15 protein-coding genes and 1 tRNA gene are annotated in these 17,765 nt (G+C 55.5%); 10 read left to right on the forward strand and 6 right to left on the reverse strand.

Annotation, left to right across the window (positions count from 1 at the left end; translation table 11 throughout):
* The first annotated feature begins 124 nt into the window (after positions 1 to 124).
* The 6 genes from AC2FIM_RS14550 to AC2FIM_RS14575 all read left to right on the forward strand — a co-directional run bounded on the left by AC2FIM_RS14550 (position 125) and on the right by AC2FIM_RS14575 (position 3,251).
* The gene (locus AC2FIM_RS14550) at positions 125 to 1,000 is read left to right on the forward strand and encodes a carbon-nitrogen hydrolase family protein (RefSeq protein ID WP_496679720.1); all 876 of its coding nucleotides are present in this window, start codon (positions 125 to 127) and stop codon (positions 998 to 1,000) included.
* 91 nt (positions 1,001 to 1,091) lie between these two features.
* On the forward strand, positions 1,092 to 1,310 hold the full coding sequence (gene infA, locus AC2FIM_RS14555) for a translation initiation factor IF-1 (RefSeq protein ID WP_005978431.1): 219 nt from the start codon (positions 1,092 to 1,094) through the stop codon (positions 1,308 to 1,310).
* 10 nt (positions 1,311 to 1,320) lie between these two features.
* Positions 1,321 to 1,899, forward strand: a complete 579-nt coding sequence (locus tag AC2FIM_RS14560; protein WP_271952459.1) for a Maf family protein — start codon at positions 1,321 to 1,323, stop codon at positions 1,897 to 1,899.
* Positions 1,896 to 2,918 carry a ribonuclease E/G gene (locus tag AC2FIM_RS14565; RefSeq protein ID WP_142639006.1) on the forward strand — a complete coding sequence of 341 codons (1,023 nt, stop codon included), beginning with the start codon at positions 1,896 to 1,898 and terminating at the stop codon, positions 2,916 to 2,918. The genes AC2FIM_RS14560 and AC2FIM_RS14565 overlap by 4 nt, the downstream gene beginning before the upstream one ends.
* Complete coding sequence (locus tag AC2FIM_RS14570) at positions 2,915 to 3,097, forward strand: DNA gyrase inhibitor YacG (protein ID WP_271952462.1); 183 nt, start codon at positions 2,915 to 2,917, stop codon at positions 3,095 to 3,097. The genes AC2FIM_RS14565 and AC2FIM_RS14570 overlap by 4 nt, the downstream gene beginning before the upstream one ends.
* A 79-nt stretch (positions 3,098 to 3,176) precedes the next feature.
* A tRNA-Phe gene (locus AC2FIM_RS14575) sits at positions 3,177 to 3,251 on the forward strand.
* Positions 3,252 to 3,549: 298 nt separating this feature from the next.
* On the opposite strand, the gene AC2FIM_RS14580 is transcribed toward AC2FIM_RS14575, so the two are convergent.
* Positions 3,550 to 8,664, reverse strand: a complete 5,115-nt coding sequence (locus tag AC2FIM_RS14580; protein ID WP_496708366.1) for a RecQ family ATP-dependent DNA helicase — start codon at positions 8,662 to 8,664, stop codon at positions 3,550 to 3,552.
* A 476-nt stretch (positions 8,665 to 9,140) separates the two neighbouring features.
* Between AC2FIM_RS14580 and AC2FIM_RS14585 the strand changes: the two genes are divergently transcribed.
* Positions 9,141 to 9,563, forward strand: a complete 423-nt coding sequence (locus AC2FIM_RS14585; protein ID WP_246097288.1) for a MobA/MobL family protein — start codon at positions 9,141 to 9,143, stop codon at positions 9,561 to 9,563.
* Positions 9,564 to 9,782: 219 nt separating this feature from the next.
* On the opposite strand, the gene AC2FIM_RS14590 is transcribed toward AC2FIM_RS14585, so the two are convergent.
* The 3 genes from AC2FIM_RS14590 to AC2FIM_RS14600 form a co-directional block, all read right to left on the reverse strand.
* On the reverse strand, positions 9,783 to 10,079 hold the full coding sequence (locus tag AC2FIM_RS14590) for a hypothetical protein (protein ID WP_142638999.1): 297 nt from the start codon (positions 10,077 to 10,079) through the stop codon (positions 9,783 to 9,785).
* Positions 10,080 to 10,911: 832 nt separating this feature from the next.
* Positions 10,912 to 12,408, reverse strand: coding sequence for a ShlB/FhaC/HecB family hemolysin secretion/activation protein (locus AC2FIM_RS14595; RefSeq protein WP_496679724.1), 1,497 nt, complete (start codon positions 12,406 to 12,408; stop codon positions 10,912 to 10,914).
* 169 nt (positions 12,409 to 12,577) lie between these two features.
* The gene (locus tag AC2FIM_RS14600) at positions 12,578 to 12,877 is read right to left on the reverse strand and encodes a hypothetical protein (protein ID WP_496710022.1); all 300 of its coding nucleotides are present in this window, start codon (positions 12,875 to 12,877) and stop codon (positions 12,578 to 12,580) included.
* A 568-nt stretch (positions 12,878 to 13,445) separates the two neighbouring features.
* On the opposite strand from AC2FIM_RS14600, the gene AC2FIM_RS14605 reads away from it, so the two are divergent.
* The 3 genes from AC2FIM_RS14605 to AC2FIM_RS14615 all read left to right on the forward strand — a co-directional run bounded on the left by AC2FIM_RS14605 (position 13,446) and on the right by AC2FIM_RS14615 (position 15,104).
* On the forward strand, positions 13,446 to 13,961 hold the full coding sequence (locus AC2FIM_RS14605) for a DUF805 domain-containing protein (protein ID WP_142638993.1): 516 nt from the start codon (positions 13,446 to 13,448) through the stop codon (positions 13,959 to 13,961).
* A gap of 73 nt (positions 13,962 to 14,034) precedes the next feature.
* The gene (locus AC2FIM_RS14610; protein ID WP_496679443.1) at positions 14,035 to 14,805 is read left to right on the forward strand and encodes a hypothetical protein; all 771 of its coding nucleotides are present in this window, start codon (positions 14,035 to 14,037) and stop codon (positions 14,803 to 14,805) included.
* A 107-nt stretch (positions 14,806 to 14,912) separates the two neighbouring features.
* A complete protein-coding gene (locus AC2FIM_RS14615; RefSeq protein ID WP_496679451.1) occupies positions 14,913 to 15,104 on the forward strand; it encodes a DUF1194 domain-containing protein in 192 nt (63 codons plus the stop codon).
* Between the two features lie 697 nt (positions 15,105 to 15,801).
* Here the strand turns inward: AC2FIM_RS14615 and AC2FIM_RS14620 are convergent.
* Both AC2FIM_RS14620 and AC2FIM_RS14625 read right to left on the reverse strand, forming a co-directional pair.
* Positions 15,802 to 16,710, reverse strand: coding sequence for a DMT family transporter (locus AC2FIM_RS14620; RefSeq protein WP_496679436.1), 909 nt, complete (start codon positions 16,708 to 16,710; stop codon positions 15,802 to 15,804).
* Between the two features lie 155 nt (positions 16,711 to 16,865).
* Positions 16,866 to 17,624 carry an alpha/beta fold hydrolase gene (locus AC2FIM_RS14625; RefSeq protein WP_142638987.1) on the reverse strand — a complete coding sequence of 253 codons (759 nt, stop codon included), beginning with the start codon at positions 17,622 to 17,624 and terminating at the stop codon, positions 16,866 to 16,868.
* Between the last annotated feature and the right edge of the window lie 141 nt (positions 17,625 to 17,765).

Genomic DNA, 17,765 nt, shown 5'->3' on the forward strand with positions numbered 1-17,765 from the left:
AGTTCGTATGCCATGGGCTTACAAATGAACTAGCTGTCCTAAATTCAATGTGTCACGGTTGGGCTATACAGTCCACGAACGCACACTTAGATTTCAGCCGAGTTAAGACTGCAAGGAATGCCCCATGAGACTTGCCTCCGCCGCCTATAACCTCGACTGGCTCGAAAACTGGGCGCAGTATGAAGATAAGCTGGCCCGCTGGGTCTCGGATGCGGCAGGGCAGGGGGCAGATCTTCTCGTTTTCCCCGAGTATGGCGCGATGGAATTGTCGACTTTGGATGGGGCCGAAGTAGCGGGTGATCTAGAGCGTTCGATCCGTGCTGTTTCAGATCGGATGGGGGACGTGCAGGCCCTGCATTCGCGTCTGGCTCAAGAGCATGAGACCTACATCCTGGGCGCATCCGCTCCGGTGATTGACGGGTCAGGCCGTCCGGTAAACCGGGCTGTGTTCTACGCTCCGAACGGGACGTTTGACCATCAGGACAAACAGATCATGACCCGCTTTGAACGCGAAGACTGGGATATCGCGCCGGGCGGACCACTGAAATTGTTTGATACCCCACTTGGAAAAATCGGAATCCTGATCTGCTATGACAGTGAATTCCCCCTGCTGGGTAGAGCCCTAAGTGAGGCGGATATAATCCTGGTTCCCTCATGCACCGAGGCGTTGGCAGGATACTGGCGTGTCCGCATCGGGGCTATGTCGCGTGCGCTGGAAAACCAATGTGTTATGGTCATGGCGTCTCTGGTGGGCAAAAACGAATGGTCCGATGCGGTGGATATGAATACAGGAACGGGTGGTATTTTTGGTCCACCTGACAAGGGTTTTCCCGCGACCGGAGTGTTAGCAGAGGGAGCGCTGAACCAACCTGGCTGGACCTATGCCGACGTCGACTTGACTACGATCGCCAATGTGCGCCGGGATGGCCATGTGTTGAACCGCGCCCATTGGGACGAGCAGTGCGGTCGAGTCGAAACAGTCACAATATCCTCTCTTTAGGTGAATACGCCCTTGAAATAAGCCCCAAATAGGCTCATTTAGGCGCACATCCCCGTAGATTCTGCGGGTGCAACGTAATTATGGAGACAACATGGCCAAGGAAGATACGCTCGAATTTCCCGGTGTCGTGAAGGAACTCCTGCCTAATGCGACGTTTCGGGTCGAGCTGGAAAACGGCCATGAGATCATCGCACATACGGCAGGCAAGATGCGCAAGAACCGCATCCGTGTTCTGGCTGGCGACAAAGTTCAAGTCGAGATGACCCCCTACGATCTGACCAAAGGTCGGATCAACTATCGCTTTAAGTAACGCCCGACACATGGCGTTTATTCTTGGATCGGGCAGCCCAAGGCGGCTGGACCTGCTGGCGCAGCTTGGCGTACAGCCCGACGCCATCCGTGCCCCTGACATTGACGAAACGCCTTTGAAGGGTGAGTTGCCGGTGCCTTATTGCCACCGGATCACGCGCGCCAAAGTGCAAGCAGTTCCCGCCGAAAGCGATGATGTCACGCTGTGTGCGGACACCACGGTTGCGCTGGGCCGGCGCATCCTGGGAAAACCCGAAGATGCAGGTCAGGCGGCCGAGTTTCTGCACGCTCTGTCCGGGCGGCGGCACCGGGTGATCACTTCGGTCGCTGTTCGCCGCGGAGAGCGTGTATTGCAACGCGACGTCGTTTCTCAGGTCAAGGTCAAGCGCCTGTCGGATGTTGAGATCAATGCCTATCTGGCGACGGGTGACTGGCAGGGTAAAGCCGGTGCATATGCGATCCAAGGGCCTGCAGGAGCCTTCATCCCATGGATTTCCGGATCGTTTACGGGCATCGTGGGCCTACCATTATCCGAGACCGCCGGATTGCTGCAGGGCATCGGCTATCCTTTGTATCGCGAGGCACCATGAAGGGGCGTACCATCGTTTTAGACCACATCAACAACCGCGAGGCCGCGGCGTTGATGGTGGACGGAAAGCTTGACGATTTCCTGATTGCTTCCGAAGCCCCGGCACCCGGTACTATCTACCGGGCGCGGGCGGATCGCCCGGTCAAGGGGCAGGGCGGGATGTTTCTGGCCACGCCGGACGGCCAGGCCTTTTTGCGACAGGTCAAAGGATTGGCCCCTGGAGAGCTTAAGCTGGTCCAGGTGACCGGTTTTGTCGAACCCGGAAAGGCGCTGCCGGTGACGGATCGCGTGCTGTTCAAAAGCCGCTTTGCGATTGTCACTCCGGATGCACCGGGCCTGAATATATCGCGCAGTATCCGGGATGAGGATGAACGCGACCGCTTGCTGGAAATCGCACATGAGGCCATGGCAGGCAGCGAACACGGGTTGATCCTGCGGTCCTGCTGTCAGGGCGAGAATGCCCAAGAGATTGCCGAGGATATCGGCGTCATGCTGGCTCATGCCGATGCTGTGATGAACGATCCCGGTACCGAGCCTGAGGTTCTGCTCGCAGGTGATGGGCCGCATGTTTTGGCCTGGCGCGACTGGACCGACCCGGCCGAGGTCGTCACCGAGCCCGGCGCCTTTGAGGCGCATGGTGTCTTGGATGCATTGGATCAGGCGGGCGGAATATCAGAACCATTGGCCGGGGGCGGACACATCTATATCCAGCCCACCCGCGCCCTGGTGGCCGTAGATGTAAACACGGGTTCAGACACCTCGATGGCCGCCGGAACCAAGGCCAATTTCGCCTGCGCAAAAGCACTGCCACGTGCATTGCGTGTCCGTGGGTTGGGGGGGCAGATCACGCTCGACCTCGCTCCAATGCCCAAGAAAGACCGGCGCGGTTTCGAAGCCGCTTTGCGATCTGCATTCAAGTCTGATCCGATCGAGACGATTCTGGCAGGATGGACCCCGTTGGGTCACTATGAGTTGCAACGCAAACGCGGCCGGATTTCCCTTGCGGAAGTGCTGAAATGAGCTGTCCGATCTGTCACGAACCAACGGTGTCTCAATTCCGTCCTTTTTGTTCGAAACGCTGTGCAGACATTGATTTGGCCAAGTGGCTGAACGGGTCTTACGCGGTTCCTTCGCAGCGTGAAGAAGACGTTGAACAGAATGTTTCTTCAACTGAAACTGAGATGCCGCGCCCACATTGAAAAAATGTAAAAAAGCCTCTGGACACTGCCAGTAGCAAGTCATAGAACGCCTCCACCCAACGGCAAAAGCCGTATCCGTGCCCGGGTAGCTCAGGGGTAGAGCAGTGGATTGAAAATCCTCGTGTCGGTGGTTCGATTCCGCCCCCGGGCACCATTTATCCAGGATCAGATTGTAGCTAACAATCTGTTTTATAAGCCTTAAATGTAGACTGCGTCTGCTTGATTGAATGGGCAAGGGGCTGTTTGCTCCACAACTTGCTCCACAATTAGCTCCGCTCAAGATGTGTACTTCACTTGGAAATGTTGGGGGTGTCCGAAAACAGTGTTGGCCCGCCATGCGGACAAAGCTGCCAATAATCCATCTTGTTGGAATGTGTGATAACGGCCCTGAGCAGTCCTTAGTGGCAAGTGCAGCGAACGATTGCTTGACCGCCCCACTTGCCATTCTGATCTTATACTGCCCCCTTGGCCTCTTCGAAAACCAGTTCAGGCACTACGACTTCCCAATTGGCGCGTTTAATCAGGTGATGAAAACGCTCATCGGCATCTTCCTTACGCCAGTGTATGATGGCCGCGATCTCGCCGGTGACAAATTTCGTGCCAATCGGGGGCGTAAATGCTCTTGCCATCCGCCCGAGGACCCGCCCTTGAATATCCTCGATCTGCCAGCGATCTCCAACACTGGCGAGCTTGATTGGCGCGCCGACCTGCGCTTCAGCGATCGCGTCATGAACAATGTGCCGATCACCTTGGCGCCCTGCAAATGACAGGTCGACCATCTTCATTTCTGGCGATTGAAAGAACCGGCGCGGGCCAGGGACTGTCGCCAAGTCGGGCACCACGTTCCGCTTGACGACGGAAGGAGACTCGGTGGGAAGGTATTCGTGATTGTCGTTACTCATGACGATCAAATTGCGCCGCGCACGTGTCATGGCGACATAGAACAAACGCCTCGGCGCGTCCTGATCTTCGTTTCGCGAGGGCCGCTCCCAACCACCATCCAGGATCACGACATCGTCGAATTCGAGGCCTTTCGCGCGATGCGCCGTCAACAACTTGAGGCCACGCTGCTCGCCCCATGAGTCTTTCGACCATTCAGCAAACCATTCGATCACGTCAGGGCTCGGAAGCGCTTTGCCATCAACTTCACGCGCAAGTTGGCCAAGTCCCTCGCCGATCCGGTCAGTCCAACGGCTCGTGGGTATCGCATTCAGAGTTTCGGTAAGGTCGCCCAAGCTGACCAAGGCAACGTGCCTCTCGCACAGGCCACCAATGAACCTCCGCATCTCACGGGTGCGCCACACACTTGGCAAGTTTTCGTTCGCCATTTCGACTGGAATTCCATGCGCCTCGGCAAAATCGCGGACTGGCAGAAGCTTGCGCCAATCACGAGAAATGATTGCCGCGCCCTTCCAGCTCCAATCCGGGATCAGTTTTGACAGGCGGATCATCTCGTTGACCGCCGCAAGGGCCTGAGCGTCATTTCCGGCCGGGCAGCCAAGGATTTGGACCCGCCCCTGCGCAACCGGGTCGAGGCTTTCCATGATCCCCCCGGCCGGGTCCTTTTGCCTCGATTTGTCGACTGTAATCCCATGGCCAGTTTTCATACGTTCCCGAGATCCTTCGATCACGGCATTCGCTGCGCTGATGATGTTTTTCGACGAGCGATAATTGTCGGTCAGAAAGACCGGCTTGGCTGAATAATCCTGTTCGAATTGCCGGATGTGGCGCACCGATGCGCCGGCAAACGCATAGATATTCTGGTCGTCATCGCCGACCGCGAACAGGCTGATGCGTTGATCGGGGTCGTCGATACTGCGACCGGCCACCGCTGCGATCAAGGCGTATTCCTCGGGCCCAACGTCCTGATATTCGTCCACGAGAATCCATCGGAACCCTTGGATCAAGGTCTCTCGTAAGGCTTCGGCCTCGATTTTGTCCAGCCCGTCGCCACGCAAAAGACGTGCCGCATCGATCAGAAGCGTCTCGAAATCAGGCTCATCGGCCGTTTCCCGTCCGGCGAAGCTCGCGCCAATCAACCGCATGGCTAAGGCATGGATGGTCAAGACGGTCACAAAGCGAGCATCTTCGCCAATCAGCAGACGCAAGCGTTCCCGGATCTCGGCGGCCGCGTGACGATTGTAGGCGAGCACCAGTATACCGTTTGGATCTTCGCGCTTGATCCGGAACAGATAAGCGACGCGATGGACCAGCACGCGTGTCTTGCCCGACCCCGGCCCCGCGAGGACAAGGACATTGGTCTGTTCGCGGTCGTCACGCACGATCTGCTCTTGTGTCGAATTCCCCAGATTGTCGACGATCTCGGCGTAAGACTGAGGTGTTGCCTGCCGTCTGAACTCCGAAATTTTCCCTGGCATCCAAGTTTTCATGAAGTCGGACTGATCCATTGCGAAATAGTCATGCGCGAGCCGCTGGGCCTGATCGATATCGTCGATACCTTTGCCCGCATATGCCGCCATCACGTGGGTCTGGATGGTTTGTTCAGTGTAGTGGTCTTCGAGCGGCGCGAAATGCTGGGTGGTAAAAGCGCCGCCCTTCTGATTGATGTGCAACGTCATGGCCGAGCGGAACACGGACAAACCCTTGCCCAGAGTCACCACCTGCTGTTCGTGCAACCACAGAAGCGCCCGGTCCATCAGCTTTGCAGGGTGATTGACAGATGTCCGCAATAGCGCATCGCTGTTGATTGCTGCAAGAAGGTCGCCAAGCGTGGTCTCGACGGGAACATCTTTCCCACGCAGGCCAGCCTGAACCTTGTTGATCAAGAATGAAACCAATCGCTCTGCGGCCTGCCTGCGAAGCTGAGCGGTCTGTTCGATTGTCCCCCATGATCTTTGCGTTCGCACCATTACACTGCCTTTAGACACCTTGCGCAGGCCAATATTGCCTCTGCCGCCATCCATGTCGCGGCCATCCTGCGCAATCCCACGGAGCAAACCCTCGACAATATCGGGCCGCACGGAGGCGTGTCCCCGCTCCCGCAGGTCCTGCGCCACTGAGGCCAGATGGCAGGGCACAGCCTCATTGATGTCCGCGTCTGGCGCGTGCTCTCTAAGGATCGCAATCAGGTCAGCTTCCAACCGGGACGCCGCTTGGAATCGTTTCGGCGAGGCATTCTCGACGCGCACATGCACGAAGATGGTGATGTTTGTATCATCTTTTGCAATCCCCAAGGCCTCGAGGTCCGCCAAAGCTTTGCGAACGCCCGACATCGTCAGCCCACTGACCCCGCAGAGCTCGTCCGTGGTGATGCCCTCTTCCTGCGGCGCGTTGATGATATGCTGCACGATGGCGGCCAGATCCTCGCGCCGCCGCTCGGTGATCTCAGCGGATGCAAGGATTTCACGGACCTCCTTCATGCTTCTTACTCGGAGCGAGGCGGGGAACACCTGCACCCGGTTTTCTTCGCGGTTCAGAAGGTGTGCTTCTTCCAGCCAGGCGACGGCCGTCTTCACTCGCGTATCGTCGGTATTGCTGTCCCGCTGGAAATCTCGCTCTTTCTCCTCATGAACGATCTCACCGGGTGTAGCGACTATTTCACCGCCTTTTCCGGTCCGAGCATCAAGGCGCCGAAGCGCCTTCAGGATCGCGCCGATTTCGTGCCGCGCGAGTCGAGAACGCGCGCTGAGGTTGAACTGACGATCAACGTCTTCGGTATTGAACAACAGGACGCAGTTTGCAGGTTCGCGGTCTCGCCCGGCGCGACCCGCCTCTTGCAGGTAGTTTTCCAGCGACCCCGGCACGTCCCCGTGAACCACCAGACGGATGTCCGGCTTGTCGACCCCCATCCCAAAGGCATTGGTGGCCGCGATCACGCGCAGATTGCCAACGCGGAAATCTTCCTGGATCTCACGTTTGTCATCGGCGCTGAGGCCCGCATGATAGCGTTCAGCGGCGATGCCTTGTTGTTTTAAGAACTCCGCCACGCGCTCGGTTGCGTTTCGGGTCGCACAGTAGACGACGGCCCCTGACACGCCCTCGCGCGGAAGCTGGGCTTCGATCGTGTCGAGGATATCGGTCATCTTGGTGGCACGCTGCGTTGGCAGCACCTGGAAGCTCAGGTTCGACCGCGATGCGCCACCGTCGATCAACACCAGTTCGGACCCCAAACGCTCTTTGAAATGATTGCGGATGTCTTGCACGACGTCTGGCTTCGCTGTCGCGGTCAAGCAAAGCACCGGAGCCGGTTCGTCGCCTGAGCTCTCCTTGATAAACCGCGAAACGTAGCGATAGTCGGGTCTGAAATCGTGTCCCCATTTGGACACGCAGTGCGCCTCGTCCAACACCCACAGCCCTATCTCGCGCTGTGCCAGAACGGACCGAACTGTTGTGCTGCGCAGTTGTTCGGGCGAAATCAAAAGGATCGCAGCATCCCCGAGCCGCACCTTGTCAAGCGCATCCTGACGCTCGGGCAATGACAATAGCCCGTTAATAGTCACTGCCGAGGAAATTCCGGCCCGAACCAGGCCCTGAACTTGGTCCGCCATCAGCGCCACAAGCGGCGATATTACGACGGTCAAGGCCCCGGTCTTGTCGAACCGAGACAGCGCGGGGATCTGGTAACAGATGGATTTACCCGTGCCCGTCGGAAGGATGCCCAACAAATTGTCGCCTTCCATGGCCGTCGCCACAATCTTTTCTTGAAGCGGGCGTCCGTTCTCGTCGATTGGTTCCGGGCGGAAACTTGGAAAACCGAACCATCGTTCGAGCGCACGAGTGGGATCATTGTGCTCTGCGCAATAGGCACAGTGCTGATCACGACAATTCGTATCTCTCAGGTCTTTGACCAGCCGTGCTGCGTCACGGAATTGCGCCCGCACCCAAGGCGGCATAACAGAATCCCCACCAGCGACCGAAATCCAGGCAAGGGCATATGCCATCGGCCAGCCCAGCCCAGTGTCCGAGAGCCGCTCGAGCAAGGCGTCCACCTGCGCGCCGCAGGCCAAGTCTTTAAGCAACTTCCGAATGGCCTCGTGCGCTTCTGCTTCTGTCGGGATAGGCGCCCCGCGCACGTCGCTGAACAACCGATCAAACCCGTCGCTACCGGGACCTCGGCAGCACAACCAGTGATAGGCCATCATCGTTTCTGGCGACAACGTGTTCAGCGATACCAAGGCGTCGATCTGATTGCGAAGAACCTCGAACACAAGACGCGCGTCGAGCTCGGGATCGTTGACGTGACCACTTTGAAGCCGCCCATCGCGGTAGTGCTTGACCAGATGATGGTAGGGATTGCGCGGGAACGCCAAGGGGTTGAGCCACAGCGTGTCAATCGGTCCGTCCGCGAGCTTTGCGAAGCGCGGCGAGACCGCCATGAGATGCGGCAGGTCATGGCGCAGAATATTGTGTCCAATGACATGTGCGAAACCGGCGCAAAACAAGTCGAGCTTTTCAAGCGCGGCCTTCGGATCGCCTTTACGATGAATTATCCCCTCTCCATCACCGTCTGGCACGGCTGCAAAGGCGAACAACTTGGCTTCCTTGGGATCAACCTCCAGATCAATCGACAGACAACGCGACAATACGTTGGCTTGTTCCCGCGGCATTTGAATATGCTTATTTCCCGGCGGAATAGCCTCGGGGCTTTCAAGTGGCTGTTGTTTGCCACGGCCAAGGGCCTTCGATATGCCGCGGGAAATTAAGTTTTTCATATTCGCAGGCTAATAATTATTCACAAGGAGCGGAACCTTCGGCGGCCATTTGACAAAATATGTTGTCCCGATGCCATGCCAAGTTTGCGAGGTGCGGCCAGTGTCTTTTTCTTCGGATTTGAAGATCTTCCCATCCGGAGCCAACAGCCGGTCGACAAAATCACTCGGCACCTCTATGTGAGACCGGTGCTGGCAGGTTTCAGACAGGTTTGTTGATCAAAGTTCGACTGTTCTCCGCCCCGCCGATCTTTTACGAATGCAGAATACCCCCGGTTCCCGCCCAAACGACAAATGCTGCGCTCATCCCCTAAGTCGCCTTTGGTCCCGAAACCGACCTCTGTGCGGCGCCCGGTCTACGATGCGCGCACATCCTGCATTCTCGTGCCGACGGTCGCTCCGCCGTCAAATCCGCCGCCTACACCGCGCGCACCACCTTCCGGGATGCGCGGGTTAGACGACGGTTTTCGCCGGGCAGAAAGGGTGGCCTCCTGTCTCATGAATTGATCAACTGGACAGGAAACGCCGAGGAGCTCTGGAACGCTGCTGAGCGTTCGGAACGCCGAAAGAATGCAAGAGTCATCCGCGAACTGCGCCCATCCCTGCCGCGCGAGCTACCGCTTCCCGAGCAGGTCCGGCTTGTCCGCGGCTTCTGCCTCTGGCTTCGCGATGAATACGGCGTTGCCGTTCAAGCCGACATTCACGCGCCGCGTTTCCTGTGCCCTGAGGAAGAGAAACGGCACAGCGCGGGCAAAGCTGACTTTGCAAAGTTGCCGTTCAAAGTTTCGCTTGCCTAATTTGACCGGCCCAGATGGTCGGAGGCTCTTCGTGGAAGTGCGGCACTTTAGATTGTTGGCCTATTTGAAGTAAATATAGGTACGGAGCATTGTTGGGCTACGTCAGCCAACGTAAACGCCAGGGAATAAGGGCAATACGAAAGCCAGTTAACCAGGTGACAATTGACGAACTATTGGTCGATTAATCTCATTGTCCGAGCAAAACCTACCCAGCGAGCTTCAGCGCTGCTTTCGTTTGACCGAGATAATGCATCCGGAATGCTTCGGGTGCCGTGCTGGTACATCACGAGCCATCGCATCCACATTTCCAAGGTGTCGTAGTGCCCCGCTGTTCAGCAACACGCCGCGCCCGGCATCATACCGACGTTGCCCAAATCCGCTGGCAACGCATTCCCAGTTTTCCTTGGCCGCTGCGCTGCGGAACCTCGGCAGGTCGTGCGGGTCATGCCGTCCAGGAGTTGCTGCGACGTGATCGTGTTTCTTAGAATTACGTTGGTGGGTTAAATGGTGGGTCACTTGTGTTGTGCCAGGTTGCTGAACAGTACCGGTTGTCGGCCTCGGCTTTGGGCGCATGATTGTCACGACGCCTTGTGGCTTCGGATGTCCTGGGACGGCCACGTGAGTTGCCGTAGGTTTTGGTGTCAACTGTGGAACCTGGCCAGGAACCGCCGTGGGAACCTGATTGGGGGTTGCGGTTGGGACAAGCGGTGGCGTCGCTGTAGTGCCGCTGGGTTGCGGAACACGGCCTGGCACTGCGACTGGTATTTGGTTGGGTATTGCTGTTGGCACAAGGGGCGGCACAGCCGTCGGGCCAGTAACTTGAGGCGGAACCTGGCCAGGGATAGCTATCGGAACTTGATTGGGAGTTGCAGTCGGAACTTGCGGCGGCACTGCGGTAGGACCGGTAGCCAATGAGGGAACCTGATTTGGAACAGCTGTCGGAACCCGGTTTGGTGTCGCGTTTGGTGTCAAAGGCGGAACTAGGGTCGGCGCTAGGACCGGCGTGGGAACCTGACCTGGAACCGCTATTGGTGTCGCAATAGGAACCTGACCGGGAATTGCGTTCGGGACCGCGCCCGGCGCAAGGACTGGAACAGTAACTGATGTGGGCGTTTGCTGTGTTCCTTTAGGCGGCAACTGATTTGCCACCGGCTGCGTTGGGCCGGTAATTTGATTGCCTGCCCCTTGCCCACCGGCCTGCCCACATCCTTGGCTCGACTGGTGCGGATTCCCTACGCCACGGCACCACCCAAAATGATTTCCCTGCGCGACGACCTGCGTAGCGGCCAGCTCTGCGACCAAACAAGCTGCGGTAAGTAAAACAATGCGGTTCCGTTTCATAACATTCTCACCAACTTGTTGTCAGAGCAAGATACGCGCCAGGATCGCCTGAGTCGGTCAAAGGGCCGTCTCTCAAAGGGACACCGACATATCCGGACAGGAAAAGGTTTTGCTTAAACTCAATGTCCAAACCCAGACCTGTCGATGCCAGTGTAGCATTATCAACTTCAAAACTCGCTGGGTCATTGTTCGAGATGTAACCCACGTCGAAAAAGACAAAAGGCGTTAAGCGATGAATGCTTTGGGAACTTGGAAAGTAGGAGTGAGACACTTCGAAAATCGCGGAAACCCCGGAATCACCGTCTACTTCGTCGAACCGATAGCCGCGCAATGCATAGCGATCACCAAGGAAGTACTCCTCGACCGAGGGCAACCGGTCGGTTGTGAACTGGCCCCAGATCTCGGTGCGCCAAGCTGTGTTGGGTGACAAGTTCGTAAGTGGACTTTCGTATCCGATGCCGCCCCGCAGATGCCAGAACGAAGAGTCTCCGTCGTCAAAATTTGCGTCTGTCGTGTCATTGTCATTGTCACCAAAAGATAAGGTTAGCCCCGCTTCCAGAGCTTGCCCTTTCGGATAGTTTTGCCCGTAAAGATACGTAAGACCAGCAACGCTCGCGTCACTGGACAATGGAACGCCGCCACTGACTGAGTCCGCTTTTGAAAGGCGATAATCCAGCAGAAAATATCCATATCGGGCTACATCGCGGATCACGGGGTAACCCATCGCGACGGTGAAGTTCTCGCCGTCAATATCCGTTCTTGCAAAATCCCCCGAGAGGTCACGTTTTGCGTTTATGTTTCCGTAGAAAATCTCACCGTAGAGACCATTGCTGTTCAGCGGAGTGCGATAGGTAACAGCGCCCCACAAAGAGTGTTCGTCTTTGTCCCAATTGTAATTGCCTGATCCCTCAAAGCGCAGTAAATCCCCGACGGTCAGCGTCGAATAAAACTCTTGTACGACATAAAAGCTGAGCGCTTCTCCAAGCTCACGCGGAGGGTTGTCGAGTGTCGCACTCCCGGCTTGTTTGCGCAGAGGCTCTCCCAATACTCTCAGCCTGGCACCTGCCTGATCCGGATAATCAAGTTCGGTCGACAATTCCAAATCAGGTATGTCCTCGGCCAACATAACCGCCCGCTCAAATTGTTTGAGAGTTATTGGATATGCGGTGGTGAGGGGGCGAAAGATCTTTTCCAAGGTTTGGAACGTGCGCGTATCTACACCTTCAATTTCGATGGTTTGAATACGCCCTTCATCAACAACAATGCTCTGCCCATCGGGGCCAGGCCAGGCCTCAGCCAAAAAATAGCCGTCTTCTCGGTAGATCTGCGTGATCGTTGATGCGACCTCCACCGCTGTGATGCGCCCTGACCGATCAAAGGCCAACTGACCGGCAAAAGTTAGCAGCTCATCTGAATCATACACCGTTACGCCGCTGACAGAGTGCTGTGATGCTATGTCCCAAGTTTGTGCAATGCTGTATTTTGGAACTGAAACAATGGCCACAAAAGTGCAAATGATCGCAATTACAACCGAGTTGGTTACGGACATTTTCTACAACCTTAGCATGATTGAGCATGTTAAAACCCAATCCTATTACGAGGTTTGAATGTCTAAGCTTGCCGTTATTCAAATTTGATCACGACTGGTGCTTTCGAGATACACAGCGAACAGACTACAATGCGCCTTCGTCGCCAAGGAACTCGATACCAGCTGTCGTGCCATCACTGTAGGCAATGCAATTCCACGGAGCGCGATCCTCACCAACGCCTACAGTGACCTGTGTTCCCGCCTCGCTAAACGCGGATGAGAGCACCACGACTTGCGAATTGTTCGTCGTGTTGGCTACATCCCGTAAACATGCCTGCTGAGCGGGCGTGAGCTCGGCGGACGCGCTGGACGTACTCGTGTCGTCGCAGGCTGCAAGCAATGCGAAACATGTCACGCCTGCAATCATAACCTTCTTGTTAGTCATTTTTTTCTCCCTCAGGTTCCTTTGAAATTAGTGAAATTGGATGCGCATGTTTGAAGCTTTGGCGTCTGTGCAGCCAACAGAACACACCTCGATCCTTTGACTACCTTTCCCAAAAACTTGCCGCGGGGGGCTTGTGGGGCAGAACGACATTACGTTGACTACCGAGGCCGCCAACAACGTGTGATGGCCGTATGACGTCACTGGTAAAAGCTAGAGCGAACTTGGGAGAGAGGGCGAGTACGTTAAGTCTGAGCATCGTGTTCTCCCAAGCCGGATTATTGTGAAGTGCCTTCCGACCGCCGGCACTCACTCCAGCAGTCGGAAGGGCCCGGTAGATCGGGCGACAGCGACAACAACGGAGGTAAAAAAAGTTGTGTCGAATTCGTATGTTCGAATATATTTTTTCATAAATCAATACTTTTTCCGCGCGTAAACTTCTTTACGCTCTCGTACGATAGGCTTCTGCTTTCAAACAAAAAGGTAAGTGGGAGTCCCCAGAGGGGAGAGTGTGTTCTCCTGAGCGGCGAAATGTTTTGAGGCCGCACAGAAACTGAGAAAGGAATGAAAGATGGGATTCGGTGAAGCAGTTAAAACGTGTTTCTCGAAATACTTCCAGTTCTCCGGGCGGGCTATACGCTCAGAATACTGGTGGTTCTTCTTGTTTGTGGTTCTCGTAAGTGCCGTTTTTGCCGGGTTGGATTCGATCCTGTTCGGGACAAACCCCGAAACAGGCCAAGGATCTCGGGTTCTGTCCTCTGTTTTTCAACTGGCCGTTCTCATTCCAATGCTAGCCGCCGGTTGGCGGAGGCTGCATGATACAGGACGACCTGGTTGGTACTTGCTGCTGCCGATGGCGCTCAGCATTACAACGCTTTTTGTTATGCTGGGTGGGGTGGCGTTCTTTTCGGTATTGGAGCAAGGGACCGAAAACCCCGATGCATTGCGAGGACCCGCGGCAGTCCTGGGCTTGACCGGTATTGTCGTTGTCTCAATTCTGCAATTCGTTCTTTCCATTCTGATGATCTGGTGGCTGACACGACCTTCCCAAGAAGGCGCAAACGAATACGGCGCACCTGCTTCCTGACCTCGCTGTGGGGGCAACAGGTCGGAATCTCTGCTGAATGAAAGTGCAAACCGCAACACCATGGAGAGAGAAAATGAGTTTCAGACCGATTTCCATTGGAACGCTAATGATGGCAATGGCGACCACAGCATCGGCGGAGTGGTCGTTCAGTTCCGGGCCTAATCCCAATGCATTTATTCAGACCGGAAACATGACGCTGGAGCTTCAGTGTAACAGTATTCGCTTTGCTCCAGCTGGATATGAGGACAGCCAGGACATTGCGGAGAAGCAAGGGCTTTCCATTCGTTTTTTGAAGAACGGCACCACCGAGGTTGGGGCATTTCAGGTTGGCGCTGAAAACGCTGTGTTGCAGATCGTTGACAATTATCCCGTCGAGATCAGTTTCAATAGTCAGCAGGACTATGGTTTTGTATTGGACCAGCTTGCGGCCAATGCATCGGTTAATTTGTCGATGATTGATCAAGATGTCAGCTATGGAATCTTCGACTTAAAAGGTTCCAGCGCGGCAATTCGGTCCCTTCGTTCTGAATGTGCTTCGGATGCCAGCCAGGGAGCCTCCTACGAAGCACCCGAAGGCATCGTCTATTGTGGAGGCGGAGCGATAGAACGCGTGATCGAACCCATGATTTTGGAAAACCCGGAGGGGGAGTGGGACGCACGAGTAACGGTCAACGGCGAGTTAATCAGAGCCATGACGGCCTACAGTTACTTCGGAAACTCCGAGCCACCGGCCGGATTTGTCGTCGCCCTGCTTGGGGAAGACAGGTCCGAATTTCTGATTTTTAGCGAAGGCTCGGCAAACTGGCTGGAGTACGGGGACTACAGGTATGATCAGTGCAATTGATGCCACCCACCAACCAGCTTCCCAAATAGTGCGCCAGTCGAAAGGTTTGGTTTCCGCGATTGTACTTGCTTCGGGCCTTGTTTGGACCTCACCAGCTGTCGCGGCTGATGTTTCGCAACTTCCGCCCGGTTTTGCGGGCCCGTGAGGCAGTATTGTCGAAGTCGATTATTATAAATGGGTTACCGCTGATGACCCAAGAAGGTATGGGGAGTCAGTGGCACTTCGACGATCTTGACGTCTACTACCAGAACTGTGTGACAGGCGGACCTGGTTCATTCGTAATCCCGGTGCTTGACTAGAAGGGCTTTGCGGAGGCCGTACGACGAAAATTGGTACTGGAAATTGCGTCAGCGCCAGCAACAGGAGAGGTTATGAAGGCGCAATACACCTCACCCTCAGACTATGACTGCCTGATTGGCGAGAAGATCTGGGAACGGAACCAACAAATCTGGAGCGAACCCTAGAAGCGGCCTTTGCATCAACCACCCGAGGCTCGATACAAAAAGCCAGCAGCAATTATCTGAGGAAAACTAGTGTTCTGCGCTTTCAATAGAAATGCACAGATGGTGGTAGATCTTCGACGCAGTGTGAGTAGACAAACTTATTGACATCGATTTGCACGAACCGAGTGAAATTTGCACGCTTATGGTTAATTCGCAATCATAGAACGACAACAGGCTCTTGGGGCTAAACCCTCCGAGAAACTGGGGAGGTTTCGGGGGCATTTTGCGAAGCGCGAAACGAGGACAAAGGACGAGTGAGCACGGGGCATTTCTGACCGCTAGAGAGGCCGCTGCGAGACCACTAGAGACCCGCCCACTGGTGCTGAGACGACCGCTGGCGAGTCTCGTTCCGGGGGCTGACGGGGGTCGCTGGTGCTGGCGGGTTGGGGGTGTCCGCTACTCAAAAATAGACCCGACGCTTGGCCGGGTCAGTTGGTGACGGCGAGGATCGTCACTCCGTAATGTGGTGGTCAATAGTATTCTAGAAAGCGCCTCATTCTGCTTGTTGGGGCTTGCGCCTGACAAAGCGGGAGAAAAGCCGGCCGTCGGTTACAGCAAAGCCAAGGGCAATGATGGCGAACCCGACCCAAGCCTCTGGCTCCATCTTTTCACCCAGGAATGAAACGCCAAGGCCGATAGCGAACGGTGGAATCAGTAAGGTTACCAAAAGAAGGTTGGCAGCACCTGCGCGCGCAAGGATTGCGAAATAGAGAACATAGGCCAGTGCTGTTGATAGTGCGGCCATCCCAAGAAGCGCAGCCCATACGCCAGAAGACAGAGCCAAGTTTGGGGGGCCATCCATCACGAGAACAATCGGGATCATAAGCACTGTGCTGCCGATCAGCATACCAAGCGCATTCACCAGCGGTGGTTGGCCCGAAAGAGCAGTCCTGCCCCATACACCGGCAAATGCATAAGAGAGCGTCGCCCCAAGAATAGCCAGCTGTGCCAGATTGCTCGGATTGAACTCGGTCAATGCGCTTGGCCCCATAATGAAGGCCACCCCCAAAATACCCAGTGCAGCACCTGCTATCTTCTTCGGAGTCAAGGGCTCGTCCTTAAGAAGCAAACCCGCCACGACCGCTGCAAACATTGCTGTCGTTGCATTTAGGATTGAAGCCAGCCCGCTGTCGATTTGCGTTTGCCCCCAGAAGATCAGCGAGAACGGAATGGCATTATTGAGCGCCCCCATTACGAGGTAAGCGCCCCATGCCCGAGGGGTGCGTGGAACACTCAGTTCTTTGAATATGACGATTAGCGCAAGAATAGGAACCGCCCAAAAAACCCTGTGCAATGTAATTGTAAGTGGTGGCACCTCTGACAGGGCTACTTCACCAAAAAAGAACGACCCGCCCCAAACCGCGGCGAGCAAAAGCAGCATGACGCCGGCTGTTAAATCCATTGCTGGCATGGGTTGGTTTGTCATGTCTTCTGAATCCGTCACTAACTATTACCTAACGGATTAGCTTACGTGACCGCGACACCGCGACCCGTTTCTTGCGGAAATCCAATACAAAGCCAACTTTCATCTATCCAATTGTGAACGGCTGCGTTCGCCTATCGGTGGAGTGCCTCAGCAATCATTTCCGCAAGCCTTTTGGGCTGATCTACGCTCGCCCAGTGAGTGGCGTTTTCGAGAATAATCCGATCCATCTTGTTTTCTTCCAGCCACCGGACGGTGCTGTCCGGACAGTTGTCAGGATTGTAGAGATAAATCACATTTGCCGCGCTTTGCAAAAGCTCGCCGGGCACGCAGCCTGCTGAAAAATGCCGTGCGTCGGTGCCGAGTTGCCACAGCGCCAGAGTATCGGCCTTCGATACTTCATTACGATACCGTCGGATGATTGGTGCCGTTTTCGCCATTTCATCAAGCCGCTCAAGAAAAGCTGCACGAAACGCAACCGGATCACTGTAGTCCGCGGCAGTTCCAGAAAAATAGGCATCCTCGGCGGTGATATTACCCTCTAGAGAAATAATGGTTGTCAAAGGACAGTCGGCCCTTTTGGCGGCCAGGGAGGCTATGATTGAAGCAACCGAATGAGCGACAATGATCTCAGCTCCGTGCTTGATCGCTTTGTCGGCGACGGTTTGTGCAAGTGCTTCAAGAGTTGTTGCCTTTGCCAGAGGCTGAGCGCCAAATCCCGGAAGATTGATGGGTAGCAAACGATAGCTGTTGGCGAGGTGGGTGTCAGCCAAACCTTCAAACATGCTCGCATTGTCACCAAAGCCTGCAACACAGAGAATGGCGGGTCTTTCATCGTTCACTTGACTGGGGTGTTTGGTCATTTTGGCTTCCAGAGCATCGTATGCAGACATTAACACGGCTCCGCAGTATTCGACAATTTGGGCTCACTCCCTGGTTTCGCCGCCTGAAGCGCGAACTATGGCTCCTGATTTCCCAACGTCCGTGCATTGAACGACATGACACAAGATCAAAGACTTGCCCCGATCCTCCTA

Source organism: Ruegeria sp. CDSC052 (assembly GCF_059610685.1).